The following is an 11,824-nucleotide window of genomic DNA, read 5'->3' as shown; positions in this document are numbered from 1 at the left end:
GGGATTTTTTGCAAGATTGATTGGGCGGATGTTCGGCTTTCCTCAAGCCACCAAGGCAGCAACAGTGAGCGTTACTCAGTTGCCAGCAGAAGGTGGGCAGGAGTGGGTCAGAACTTTCGATGGGAAGACATTCAAGTCATCTCTAAAAGCAGGTTCCGGCAAAAACAGTCATTTGATGGTTGAGCAGTTTGGACCTGTGAAAGTCGCTTTGGCGCTTGTTTTGGAAGAAGGAAAACTGCGCTTTATTCCGCGTCGCTGGTCACTCTACTCAATCCCCATGCCGAGCTTTTTGCTGCCGCACGGAAATACCTTTGAAGAAGAAAAAGATGGCAGTTTTTCTTTCGATGTCGAGATCTCAGCTCCATTTGTCGATCATATCGTATCCTACAAAGGGACCTTGGAGCCTCTTGTGCAGAGCTGAGAGCACCATCAAAGATTACACATCACGTCCGCGAGGATTTCGTAGGTGATGGGGTTGCCCATTTGACTGACGTTGAAGCGCATGAACTGGCCCATGGATTGGGTTGGGCTGAAAACGTCGCCGGGGGCGAGCACCATGTTTTCCTGCAGAGCTGCCCGGGCAAGGTCAGCTGAATCTATGCCTTCCGGCAGAGAGCACCAAAGATAAAATCCGCCTTCCGGCATCAGCCAGGTCTGGATACCCAGTTCGGCTAGGTTGGCGGAAACCTCGCGCCGTGTTTTGGCCAGGCGGCGGCGAAGGGCTTCCATGTGCTTGCGATAAGAGCCATCACTCAGACAGGAATGGATCAGTTCAGTCGCGATCGGACTTGGCCCACCGAAGCTAGTTGCGACTTGCAGATCAATCAGCGCCTCAACCCAGTCAGGCCTTGCAGCGATGTAGCCGCAACGCACGGAAGCAGAGAGGGTTTTGGAGAAGCTGCCCAGACGGATGACACGATCAAACCCACCAAGAGCAGTCAGGCGAGGTGTGGTCTCTGGCAGGAACTCAGCAAACACATCATCTTCAACAAGGATGAGATCATGCCGAGAGGCAATCGTCAGGATCTTATGCGCAGACTGCGGGGAAAGAGTAACACCCGTTGGGTTGTGCAGGGACGAGTTTGAGATATAGAACCGCGGCTTATGTTCGATGATTGCTTGCTCAAACTCGTCAAAATCCACACCTGTTCTGGTGCAGGGAATGCTCACAATCTCCACCTGATGTGCTTTCAGGATCGCCTGAAAATTGAAGTAACACGGATCACTCACCAGCACCTTGTCTCCGGGGCGTAGCAGCAGGCGGCACACCAGATCGATGGATTGGGTCGCAGAGCCTGTCAGCAATATCTGGTTGGGATCAACCTCAATCCCTTCAGCTGCAAACTGACGGGCTTGCAGGCGGCGCAGGTTAGCCGCTCCGCGCGTGCTGGCATAATCTGAAAGCAGATGATCGTCCGCCTTGCTCAGATTACGGATAGCTTTGCGCAGCGAGGCATTCGGCATCCAGTCCGCGGGCATCCAGCCACATCCGGGCTTGAGCATATCCACGCCAGTGTCCAGTGATTGACGGGAAACCCAGAAAGGATCGATCTCACGGTCCAGAAGCGGCCCGATCTCGGAAACGGTAAAAGGTTGTGTCTTGGGCGAAACATAAAACCCGGAACCTTTGCGGGCAAAGATGATGCCTTCTGCCGCAAGCCGGTCATAGGCTTCCACCACCGTCGAGGGCGAGACATTCATGGTCGAGGCGAAGCCACGAATACTGGGCAGTTTCTCGCCCGGCTCCAGAGCACGGCTGCTGATCTTGCTGCGCACCGCTTGCATGACACGTTGTGTTTGCTGCCCATAACTCATTTTACATCTCACCTGCTGTATCGATGATTGTAGCAGTACAGTTTGCTGTAATTGTATTGTTTTGTGGCTGTTGTGCCTAGCCCCTCCTCGGTAAAAAAGCAAAAAACGGAGGGATCTCATGCAAGCATCACTGGCACAGCGCAGCTCCGCCGGGTGGGGCAACGGCCTGCTCGGCGTTATCATTTTCAGCGGTTCACTGCCCGCAACACGCGTTGCAGTCGGCGGTTTTGAGCCATTTTTCCTGACTAGCACACGCGCCGTCATCGCCGCGCTTCTTGCAACTGCGTTTCTTGGGCTGATGCGCCAACCACTCCCAAAACGGCAGGATCTCACATCCCTGGCTGTTGTGGCACTCGGTGTGGTGATCGGTTTCCCGCTGCTGTCGTCACTGGCCCTGCAGCAAATGACAGCAGCACAGTCGCTCGTTCTGATGGGCCTTCTGCCTCTCTCAACAGCGATCTTCGCGGTGGTGAGAGGAGGCGAGCGACCAAAGCCTCTGTTCTGGGTGTTTTCCGGTGTGGGCAGCCTTGCAGTCGCCACCTTTGCCCTTTCGCAAAACGGAGAAGGTTCCTTGCTTGGCTCGCTCTACATGTTCGGCGCAATCATCGTATGCGGACTAGGCTATGCTGAAGGCGCAACGCTCTCCAGAAAACTGGGCGGATGGCAGGTCATCTCCTGGGCGCTCGTGCTGGCCCTGCCGGTGATGCTAATCGCATCCATCACGAGCCTGCCTGCAGAGTTTCCGCCGATAACCTCCAAAGCATGGGTCGGACTGGCCTACGTCTCCATATTTTCCATGCTGGTGGGCTTCATCTTCTGGTATCGCGGGCTGGCCATTGGTGGAGCCGCCGGTGTCGGCCAGCTTATGCTCCTGCAACCCTTCTTCGGCCTCATGCTCGCCGCTCTCCTGCTTCAGGAAAGCATCTCGTCCATGATGATCGCAGCCACAGTAGTTGTTGTAGGATGCGTTGTTGGCGCAAAGAAGTATGTGTGAATGAGGATCGAGAACAGGCCAAACCAACAGCCTGCTCTCGGCTAATCTTAAATGCGGCGTAGAACCTGCATGATGGTTGCGCCCGGCTCGCGCAAAGGCGTAGTGCACACGGAAAGCACGCGGCCATCACAAGGCGCGGAGTACTCTGCCACAATGTCACCGAAGGCATTGGTCATGGTGGCGACAGGCTGGCCCTTGGTCACATCCTGATTGAGCTTAACCAGCACCCGCGCAAAACCACCCTGATCTGCGGTAACAGACACTTCTTCATTGCCCACATAAGTCTCGATGCCGAGCAGGTCGACTTTGCCCGCAATCATCTTGTAGTCCACCAAGGTGTTCAGGATGCCCTGTACACCGCGGCGGGTCATGTCCGGATCAAACACATTGGCGCAGCCCAGTTCGACCGTAAGTGATGGAATACCAGCACGAACCAGCTCAGTTTCAACCGAACCGTCGATGCCATCGTCTTCCAATATCTGATCCGCAGGCTGAAGCGCTGCCAAACGGCAAACATCTGCGCTGCGGAAGTCAGCAAACATGAAGAACGGAAAGGCCGTACCCGTGGAATCCGTATGCAGATCCAGAAAGATATCCGCATTGTCCATGTAAAGATTATGCCACAGCGCATATGCAAAACGACTGCCCGCATTAGAGCTTGTTGCATCGCCCGGCATCATCCGGTTGAGGTTCGTAAACGTCTGCGTCTCGTTCTGGGAAGGATAGTAGCGGGAAGCCAGCTGCATACCCGGAGGGTTCGCGCCCGGCACCATAATGACTGTGCCCTTCAGTGTCGCCGGATCAAGATGCGGCAGCAGCTGGTGGATCACATCAACACCCTGAACCTCATCCCCATGCAGCGTCGACTGAATGAAAAGCTTCTTCCCCGGCTCAGACCCTTTAATCACGATCACCGGCACACGGTGGTAATTGCCCAGGGAGTCGGTGGTCGCTTTAAAGAAAAAACGGTGCTTACCAGCCCCAAGCTCATCAACACTGAGCTTCTCGATAACCGGTACACCATCAATGATATCATTTGTTGTTTTCATGAGAGAAACCTATCCCGCCAGCAACGCGATGAACAAGTGAGTTTACATCAAAGCTCACATAGTTGTTGTGAGGCTCCAGGCCAACACAGGCACCTTCATTGACTTCTCAGTCCCATAGCAGTATCTCACATTGTATACTTATGTATCCATTTTGAGGTGTCCCCATGACGATTACCAGCGAACACGCATTTTCGGGCTTGCAGAAGATTTATGATCAAGCTCGCCCGCGTTATCCGCAAAAGGCGTTGGAGCGGATTGTTGATCTGCTGGCAGCGTCCAGAGGGGCAGAGCAGGGAAGCCTGCTGGATGTTGGCTGCGGTACTGGAATCTTAACCCGACAGCTGCTGGCGCTAGCCCCGCAGAGCAAGTTCACCGGCTGTGATGTGAATGAAGACATGCTCTCTCAGGCAAGGGAGCAGGATGCAGACCGAGCAATCTCCTGGCATCAATCCCATGCGGAACAGCTGCCGTTTCAGGACAATGCCTTCCACCTGATCACCGTCGCGCAAGCGGCTCAGTGGTTTGATCGGCCAAGGTTTTATGAGGAAGCACAGCGCCTTCTCATTAAAGGCGGTCACCTCGTCATCATCGAAAACAACCGTCAGCTGGAAGGCAGCGCGTTCATGGATGCCTATGAAACGCTGATCGAAACGCACAACAGCGCTTACTCCAGAGACTACCGCAAGTTTGATTATGCTCAGGAGATGGTACAGGCAGGCTTTGCAGACACGCAGATCCAAAGCTTCCCTTGGTCCCGTACGCTCTCCCAGAGTGAGTTCGTCGAAATGGCCAAGAGCTCCTCAAAAGTGCAGGCTGCGATCAAGGCAAGCAAGGGGGCCTTCCTGAAAGAGCTCAACATCATCCTGCAGGATCATTGGGCGGAGGGAGAGCCGGTTGTAATCGAATACGCAACAAAGGTCTTCAGCGGACGTTGCTGAGACTATTGAGAAGCTCAGGCAAATCGACCAAAGCTGCTTAAACCAATGCAAAGACTATCTTCTTAGAGTGTGGGCGCATCATAACCTGAGGGCGATCCACTGAGCATGATAGGTGGGAGCCGCAAGACAGAAACGGCCCAATGTCCTATCAGAACCTGACTGTTATCTTTGCAGTGGTCTTTTTGTACAGCGTCATGAGCCGGCGGCTGGAGCAAAAGCCAGTCAACGGGGCATTGCTGTTCTGCATCATCGGCTTTCTGCTTGGCAACGATGGGTTGGAGTGGTTCCAGGTCAAACTGACCAATGAGTCCATTAAGGCATTGGCAGAGCTGGCCCTTGCCATCGTTCTGTTTACCGATGCGGCCAAAGCCAACCTCAAGGTTCTTGCAACCAATATCGATCTGCCGCGACGCCTCCTGCTAATCGGCCTTCCCCTGACGATCCTCTTCGGCATTGGAACAGGAATGGCCTTGCTGCCAGAACTGCCGATAATCGAAGTCGCCATCTTAGCTGCCTTGCTGGCGCCCACAGATGCAGCTCTGGGCAAAGCCGTTGTGACAGACCCGTCTGTACCTGCAAAGATCAGAGGAACCCTCAATGCCGAAAGCGGGCTGAATGACGGGATCTGCGTGCCCATCGTGTTTTCACTTCTGCCAATCGCAGCTGATCCATCTCTGATCACCCACCTAAACAAAATGGCCGCCCAGCTTCTGGCCGAGCAGATTGGATTGGGTGTTCTTGTCGGGATCGGCATTGCCACGCTGGCCGGGCAGATCATCGACTACTCCTTCCAAAGCAAAGAGCAGTCCAAAACGTGGGAGCAGGTGACTGTCGTCGCCCTCGCCATCTGCTGCTTCTCCGTTGCCCAGCTGGCAGGGGGAAGTGGGTTCATAGCGGCCTTTGTGGGCGGCATCGTCTTTGGATGGCTGGAGAAGCCCTACAAAGAGCAGCTACTGGACTCGGCTGAAGGAATAGGGGACTCGCTCTCCCTTATGACATGGCTCATCTTCGGCGCCGCCATCATCGGCTCTGTCCTGCATGAGTTCACTTGGGAAATCCTCGCCTATTCCATCCTCAGTCTGACGCTGGTCAGAATTCTGCCAGTCTATCTGGTGTTAAGGGGGGAGCCCTTAAGCACAAAAGAGAAGCTGTTCATTGGATGGTTCGGTCCGCGTGGATTGGCAAGCATTGTGTTCGCCATCGTGGTGCTGGACGCCAACCTGCCGGGCAGTTCTGTGATTGCCTCAACAGCTGTCACCACCATCGGCCTCAGTGTCATTCTGCACGGAATAACAGCGCATTCCTTCATCAAGGCATTGAAGAAGAATTAGAGAAAGGCTGGCAAGAACAAGCCTTGCCAGCACACAATGGCCTAATCAGCCATCTTGGAATTCAGTGCTTCATTATTCGGGAAGTGCCGCAGACCTTCTGTCCAGATTTCTCTGGCTGTCAGAAAATCCCGCTTCCGCTCATAGATCGCCCCCAGCACAAGATAGGGGTACACATGATGCCAGTTGGACTTGGTCTTCTGCTGTGCCTCAATCATGGACTTCAGGATCTTGATGGAAGAAGCCTCCAGATCCCGCTCCTCGGAAAAGCCATAGAGCGTTGCCTTGCCAAGCCATCCACCCCAGCAGGTGTTATCCTTTTGCAGCGCCAGATCATAATACTCATCCGCCGCTGTCGCCAGCTCAACCATGTCGTCTTCATCATCAGACATGTAAGCACCGTAGGTCAGCAGCATGCCATATCGCGAGATGAGCTCCGGATTACTTTTCTCTGAGATCTCCTTTTCGAACATCTCAACCATCTTCAAAAAGCTTTTGGATTTCACCAGCCGCACCACCAGAAGCTCCCCTTCAGGGCTCCAGAGGGATGTGGTTTTAATCTTTTTCAGCCCCTGTTCAGGGCTGACATGTTGATGTGTTGCTTCGTTGCGATCCCACGAAAAAGCCCAGGGCACCCAATGATCAGCATGGGCAGGCAAGCTAAACAACGCCCCGGCAAAAAGAGGCAGTGCCACAACGCAAGCGTGGGGCAATCTTTTGATAATACTCATTAAATATCCATTGTATTGATATCAGTCATGGGCTTTGAACCTTCTTATTTCCTGCGAAAAATTACAGGACCTTTATTGACAGTTGTGTATTAAATGATACATATGCGTATCATGTCAATACCATTGAACAACACCACTAAAGATAAACTGCTGGAAGCAGCCGTGCGCGTGCTCAACATGCAGCCACGGGCTTCCTTGGCAGATATTGCAGAAGCCGCAGGCGTCAAACGCGTTACTCTCCACCGTGTCATTGGCACCCGTGAGGAATTGCTGCGTGACGTGGCTTTCCGCGCTTTGGAGCAGATGGATGAAGCCTGCTACACAGCCGTAAAAGGCAAGCGCAAAGCGTTTGAACAGCTCAAAGCCATTGTAGGCGCTCTGGTGCCTTATGCAGATTCCTGTCACTTCCTCTGGAAGAATCCCGACGTGTGGGATGATCCTGAAATCGCGAGAGAAATCAAGCGTCACGATCAGGAACTCTGTGACTTAATTGATCGAGCAAAGGCAGAAGGCGACATTCTCTCCTTCATCCCGAACAGTTGGATCATCGCTTCTCTGGACGCTGTTTTGTATGCCGCGGCAAGTACCGCAAAGGCAGGCAACATCGCCACCAACGACGCCAGCGCCCTCGCCATCCAAACCCTCTTTGGCGGCATAACAAAGAAGGTCAAAGGCACAGCACTGGCAGGGGCATAAGGGCAGGGCAGACAGCATAAACACACGTAAGGCAGGGTGAAAACGTGATGGCTGCAGGTACAAAAATCGGGCGTCTGGAAGGACTGGACCTCGCCAGGTTCATCGCTTTTGTAGGGATGGTGATCGTCAACTTCTCCATCGTTATGGGGGCAGAAGGGGCAGGGGGATTCCTCGGCGCCATCATCTATGGGCTGGAAGGCCGGGCTGCGGCCACCTTTGTGGTGCTGGCAGGCATCGGGCTTGGTCTCGCGGGGCTGAAGGGAGAGATCAATCTCACCATCTTCACCACGTTCAAACGCGCCGCCTTCCTGCTTGTGCTGGGTCTGCTCAATATGCTCATTTTTGATGCGGATATCCTGCATTATTACGCGTTTTATTTCCTCTTCGGTGCACTGCTACTGCCCTTGAGCAATCGGGCGTTGGGCTGGGTCATTGCTGGTCTGGCAACCACGGCTGTGCTGATGGTTCTCTCGCTGGACTACGAGGCAGGCTGGAACTGGACGGACCTTTCCTATCCTGAGTTCTGGACCCCGGTTGGTTTCGTCCGCAATCTGTTCTTCAACGGCTGGCACCCCGTCATCCCGTGGCTCGCGTTCCTGCTCTACGGCGTGATGCTCAGCCGCTGGACGCTTTCCTCCGCCAGAACGCAGGACGCCCTCATGCTTGGCGGGCTTATGGCCTTCCTGCTGGTGAATGCCGTTAGCGCCTACCTGCAGCCACTCTTGGCCATGGTGGACCCGGAACTGGTGGATCTGGTCACGACCAACCCGATCCCACCCATGCCGTTCTATCTGATCGCCGGAATGTCCGTTGCTTCCATGGTGGTCGGCCTGTGCCTGCGCGCAGCCCCGCTGCTGAAAAGCATCGGCGTGCTGGCCGTGCTCAACCCCGCGGGCCGCCAGACATTGACGCTCTATCTCGCCCACATCCTGCTGGGCATGGGCGTGATGGACGAGCTCGGCTTGCTCGGCGGACAGACAACCCAGAGTGCCTTCCTCGCCTCTGGCATCTTCTGCGTCCTGGCCGTCATCTACGCCCTCATCTGGAGCCGCTTCTTCAAACGCGGCCCCATCGAAGCCCTCATGCGCAAGGTCGCGGGCTAGAAAATCGAAAGCAGGGGAGGTGATAAACGGGCACCTCTCTCACCCAAACCACACTTGCCTCAACTTCAACCTGCAGTTACCCTCGCGTTTTAGCTTCGGGAATAGTTTAGTGCTTCAGTTATCCTCCCCTCCAAAACTGGTGATTTTTGATTGTGATGGCGTGCTCGTGGATTCAGAGAAGATCTACATCCGCATCCTGCACCAGATGATGCAGTCGTTTGGGGCGCCGCTGTCCTTTCAGCAGTGCTGGGAGATGTTCGTCGGTAAAACCAGCCGTGATGTGAAGGACTACCTCAAGGAGCAGGGCCTGACCGCGCCAGAAACCTGGACACAGGACTTCCACGAACAAGCCAACGTCGCGATGAGGCAGGAAGCGCAGCCGGTTGAAGGCGTGAAGCAAGTGGTAGAGCAGCTGGTTGACGCCGGTATTCCCATCTGCGTCGGCTCTAACGGCCATCCAAAAACAGTCCGCTTGTCACTGGAGGTCACGGGCCTGCTGCCGTTCTTCGGTGATAACGTTTTCACCGCTACGGATGTCGGTGTGCCCAAACCCGCTCCAGATCTGTTCCTCCATGGTGCGAAAATGGCAGGCATCAACCCGGAGCATTGCGTGGTGATTGAGGACAGCGCCACCGGCCTCAAAGCCGCCGCCAACGCAGGCATGCGCAGCTTTGTCTACTCGCCGGAAAACATGCCAACCCCAATAACCCTTTTCGGCGCCCACCCCTTCCAGTCCATGACAGCCCTGCCAGACCTGCTGGGCCTCGTACCAGCCTAACCCCCACCGTCATCCCGCACCCGATGCGAGACCCAGAGCCCCACATCAGAACCTCTCTTCCGCGCATTGTTGGCGGATCATCCCTCGGTGTCATCCCGGCCCCCGCGCCGGGATCCATACCCCCTGAAGCTGGCGAGAAAGCACAGCGCCAACCAGAAGGGCGTCGGGCTCGTTTGTCGTGGAAGAGAAAAACAAACTGCACAAACACGAACAGCACCGCATGGCATCCCATGCAGTGGTGAGGCTGAAATCTCCCGAAAACCGGGATGGGCAAGGCAGCAGACAACGCCTGCGCACTATGAGTAAATAAGTTTCTTCGGCATTGGCATGTCGCCTTGCCCGGGCGTTTTTGCAGGAGGCTAAGGCCATACTCCAAAAGACACTGTGAATGCCACTTCTCGCAGAGAAGTGGCACCAGTGCTGGTGCCCTCTGGCCTGACCGGACATCCGCTATCCCTCAACACTGTTGGTGAAAGGGGAACCTCCACGGACCTGCTGCGAAATACGTTACCTCTCACAGTAGCCCCGCCCGGCTCACACCAGCCTGAGGGACGTTCCCCCAAACCACCCGTCAGCATGAACCTGCCTTTCAGTATGCAGCCACGCAGCAAAAGGGGCATAAGTTTTGGCCCCCCCACGCCCCACCATCATCCCGCACAAGCGCAGCGCGATGCGGGACCCAGAGCCTCAAATCAAAACCTCTCTTCTGGATACCGGATCTCCACCCCGTTCCGTCCGGCATGACGGCAAGAGCGCCCATTCCGGTGTCATCCCGGCCCCCGAGCCGGGATCCATATCCCCTAAACCCAGCGAAAAAGCACAAGCCATCCCCCAATCAAACACACAAAAGCGCTGGCCTGCGGGCACAAGGCGCCCGGCCGCAGACCAGCAGGACACTCATGAAGGGCTGTGCAAGGGTAGGTAGAGACCAGCCCTTGGAGTGCCGATCACAGTGATCTAATCAAGAGACACAATATTGGTGTTGACCGGTGTAGGAGAGGCGACGCTGCGTGTCGCGCTGTCGGATGCTCCTCTAGGGGAGAAGGTGCCGAACAACGCATCAGTCAAAATTCCGCAGGTCTTATCAAGTGCCTCTAGGCGGTCAGAGAGTGCATAGTGCAAGGTGATCAAAGCATCACGCTCGCTGCTGTTCTTCATCCGCTCGCTCAGCACCAAATGCTGAACGTAAACAAGGTTCTGAAGATCAGAAACGGCAACGTTCACTTCGTCAATTTCATTTTGAAGAGTATTTGTGGCGCCACAGGCGCATGCAGTGTCGTCCATAATCAAAGCCCTCACGTGGTTGGCTGTTGAATGAACCGCACGACAAACGAGTTTTCGAAGACCCACTGGCGAGCGGGAGGTTCGAAACCTGACCACGGCAGGCGAGTTTATTCCCCCCGAAAGGGTATTGTATTCACCGCCCTCCCGCTCATAGCAAAGGGTTCGCACCTTCAGAAAAAAGGCACAAAAAATCCGCTAGTTACGGGAGCGGCTACCGCGTGGAAAGGAGGTTTCGACGCCTCACATAAGAATGTGGAATGGAACGCTCCACCTGTCAACGAAAAGTTGCAGAAGAAGGCGGAGGTGTTGCCCCAAGGATACGTATTCTATCTCTGATGTTGAAGTTTTTTGAGTTCAACCAAGACCACATCTGCAATCTCAATTAGCGCAAGAAACAATTGTCTAATCAGCTCGTGAAAAATGTAAGTTTTTTCGTTCTGGACATCCAAGCTAATAATTGGGTGAAAGAGACAAAGTGATTTTTGCTCGGCTTCCAGCTCTGTATGCCGTTCTACGTCACCTGCTCTCAATGCTGCTAACTTCAACTGATCAAGCTTTTTGTATCGCTTTTCATTCTCTGCAGGCAAAATGAAGGGTACTACATAGGGTGGCAATTTGTGTGCGAGATGGTCACGAATGTTGCTTGCATCATTGAATAAGTTATCGTGTTTACGCAGTATTTCTCTAACGACCTCAGGAAGTATCTTCCGAAAACTCTTATTCTTTTTCTGGAGGCCGATATACTTCTTTTCGAAAAGGTTCTCATTTTTGTCTCGAGGAATTACCTCTGAATTCCATGTATGAGCAAGGTTGTCTAAGAAACCGAATGAGTTAATTATGAAAGAATGAATAGCAAGATTAGCACTGTCTCGATCGGAATCTTGAGGAATTATTTGTTCTGAAGGAGGTATATGATGAAAAACCAAGTTAACAGAGTTGGTCAGTAGGCTTAAACGTCTCGCTGCTCCGTACTTAGCAAACTTTGTCGCTTCGTGTTGCTGGAAGCCAAACATGATTAGACGTTCTTTGATAGCCATTGACTGAGTGTTGTACTGTTCCAAAAAACTTCGAAAAATCTCCAAAGACTCTAGACTATACATTTGCTCCT

General features: G+C 54.0%; 11 protein-coding genes and 1 pseudogene. 7 read left to right on the top strand and 5 right to left on the bottom strand.

The window, feature by feature from the left end:
* Positions 1–7 precede the first annotated feature (7 nt).
* A pseudogene (locus tag AC3CB2_RS15990) lies at positions 8–421 on the top strand (DUF4166 domain-containing protein); the annotation flags it as partial.
* 8 nt (positions 422–429) lie between these two features.
* Here the strand turns inward: AC3CB2_RS15990 and AC3CB2_RS15985 are convergent.
* Positions 430–1,815: an aminotransferase-like domain-containing protein gene (locus AC3CB2_RS15985; protein WP_352934262.1), complete on the bottom strand. Its 1,386-nt coding sequence runs from the start codon at positions 1,813–1,815 to the stop codon at positions 430–432.
* 118 nt (positions 1,816–1,933) lie between these two features.
* Between AC3CB2_RS15985 and AC3CB2_RS15980 the strand changes: the two genes are divergently transcribed.
* Entirely contained in the window at positions 1,934–2,809 is an 876-nt protein-coding gene (locus tag AC3CB2_RS15980; RefSeq protein ID WP_352934258.1) for a DMT family transporter, read from the top strand.
* A gap of 47 nt (positions 2,810–2,856) precedes the next feature.
* Here AC3CB2_RS15980 and AC3CB2_RS15975 read toward each other — a convergent pair whose 3' ends face one another.
* Positions 2,857–3,858 carry a succinylglutamate desuccinylase/aspartoacylase family protein gene (locus tag AC3CB2_RS15975; protein ID WP_352934256.1) on the bottom strand — a complete coding sequence of 334 codons (1,002 nt, stop codon included), beginning with the start codon at positions 3,856–3,858 and terminating at the stop codon, positions 2,857–2,859.
* A 164-nt stretch (positions 3,859–4,022) separates the two neighbouring features.
* Here AC3CB2_RS15975 and AC3CB2_RS15970 point away from each other — a divergent pair, with 164 nt between their 5' ends.
* A complete protein-coding gene (locus AC3CB2_RS15970) occupies positions 4,023–4,796 on the top strand; it encodes a class I SAM-dependent methyltransferase (protein ID WP_352934254.1) in 774 nt (257 codons plus the stop codon).
* A 140-nt stretch (positions 4,797–4,936) separates the two neighbouring features.
* Positions 4,937–6,127 (top strand): cation:proton antiporter, encoded by a 1,191-nt coding sequence (locus AC3CB2_RS15965; RefSeq protein WP_352934252.1) that lies wholly within the window; start codon positions 4,937–4,939, stop codon positions 6,125–6,127.
* 41 nt (positions 6,128–6,168) lie between these two features.
* Here the strand turns inward: AC3CB2_RS15965 and AC3CB2_RS15960 are convergent, their stop codons facing one another.
* Positions 6,169–6,855 carry a hypothetical protein gene (locus tag AC3CB2_RS15960; protein WP_352934250.1) on the bottom strand — a complete coding sequence of 229 codons (687 nt, stop codon included), beginning with the start codon at positions 6,853–6,855 and terminating at the stop codon, positions 6,169–6,171.
* Between the two features lie 111 nt (positions 6,856–6,966).
* Here AC3CB2_RS15960 and AC3CB2_RS15955 point away from each other — a divergent pair, with 111 nt between their 5' ends.
* The 3 genes from AC3CB2_RS15955 to AC3CB2_RS15945 all read left to right on the top strand — a co-directional run bounded on the left by AC3CB2_RS15955 (position 6,967) and on the right by AC3CB2_RS15945 (position 9,432).
* Entirely contained in the window at positions 6,967–7,551 is a 585-nt protein-coding gene (locus AC3CB2_RS15955; RefSeq protein ID WP_208982468.1) for a TetR/AcrR family transcriptional regulator, read from the top strand.
* 47 nt (positions 7,552–7,598) lie between these two features.
* A complete protein-coding gene (locus tag AC3CB2_RS15950) occupies positions 7,599–8,654 on the top strand; it encodes a DUF418 domain-containing protein (protein WP_352934248.1) in 1,056 nt (351 codons plus the stop codon).
* 109 nt (positions 8,655–8,763) lie between these two features.
* On the top strand, positions 8,764–9,432 hold the full coding sequence (locus tag AC3CB2_RS15945; protein WP_352934245.1) for an HAD family hydrolase: 669 nt from the start codon (positions 8,764–8,766) through the stop codon (positions 9,430–9,432).
* 957 nt (positions 9,433–10,389) lie between these two features.
* Here AC3CB2_RS15945 and AC3CB2_RS15940 read toward each other — a convergent pair.
* Both AC3CB2_RS15940 and AC3CB2_RS15935 read right to left on the bottom strand, forming a co-directional pair.
* Complete coding sequence (locus AC3CB2_RS15940; protein WP_352933678.1) at positions 10,390–10,716, bottom strand: hypothetical protein; 327 nt, start codon at positions 10,714–10,716, stop codon at positions 10,390–10,392.
* A 326-nt stretch (positions 10,717–11,042) separates the two neighbouring features.
* A complete protein-coding gene (locus AC3CB2_RS15935) occupies positions 11,043–11,816 on the bottom strand; it encodes a hypothetical protein (protein WP_352934242.1) in 774 nt (257 codons plus the stop codon).
* Positions 11,817–11,824: the final 8 nt, after the last annotated feature.

Source organism: Pseudovibrio sp. SCP20, from assembly GCF_057774105.1.
The sequence above is the reverse complement of the archived record's forward strand: the minus strand, read 5'-3'. Positions and strand labels throughout refer to the sequence as shown.

Coding starts and splice junctions, on each gene's coding strand:
- AC3CB2_RS15985 (WP_352934262.1), bottom strand. CDS start 1,815: ATGAGTTATGGGCAGCAAACACAACGTGTCATGCAAGCGGTGCGCAGC.
- AC3CB2_RS15980 (WP_352934258.1), top strand. CDS start 1,934: ATGCAAGCATCACTGGCACAGCGCAGCTCCGCCGGGTGGGGCAACGGC.
- AC3CB2_RS15975 (WP_352934256.1), bottom strand. CDS start 3,858: ATGAAAACAACAAATGATATCATTGATGGTGTACCGGTTATCGAGAAG.
- AC3CB2_RS15970 (WP_352934254.1), top strand. CDS start 4,023: ATGACGATTACCAGCGAACACGCATTTTCGGGCTTGCAGAAGATTTAT.
- AC3CB2_RS15965 (WP_352934252.1), top strand. CDS start 4,937: ATGTCCTATCAGAACCTGACTGTTATCTTTGCAGTGGTCTTTTTGTAC.
- AC3CB2_RS15960 (WP_352934250.1), bottom strand. CDS start 6,855: ATGAGTATTATCAAAAGATTGCCCCACGCTTGCGTTGTGGCACTGCCT.
- AC3CB2_RS15955 (WP_208982468.1), top strand. CDS start 6,967: ATGTCAATACCATTGAACAACACCACTAAAGATAAACTGCTGGAAGCA.
- AC3CB2_RS15950 (WP_352934248.1), top strand. CDS start 7,599: ATGGCTGCAGGTACAAAAATCGGGCGTCTGGAAGGACTGGACCTCGCC.
- AC3CB2_RS15940 (WP_352933678.1), bottom strand. CDS start 10,716: ATGGACGACACTGCATGCGCCTGTGGCGCCACAAATACTCTTCAAAAT.
- AC3CB2_RS15935 (WP_352934242.1), bottom strand. CDS start 11,816: ATGTATAGTCTAGAGTCTTTGGAGATTTTTCGAAGTTTTTTGGAACAG.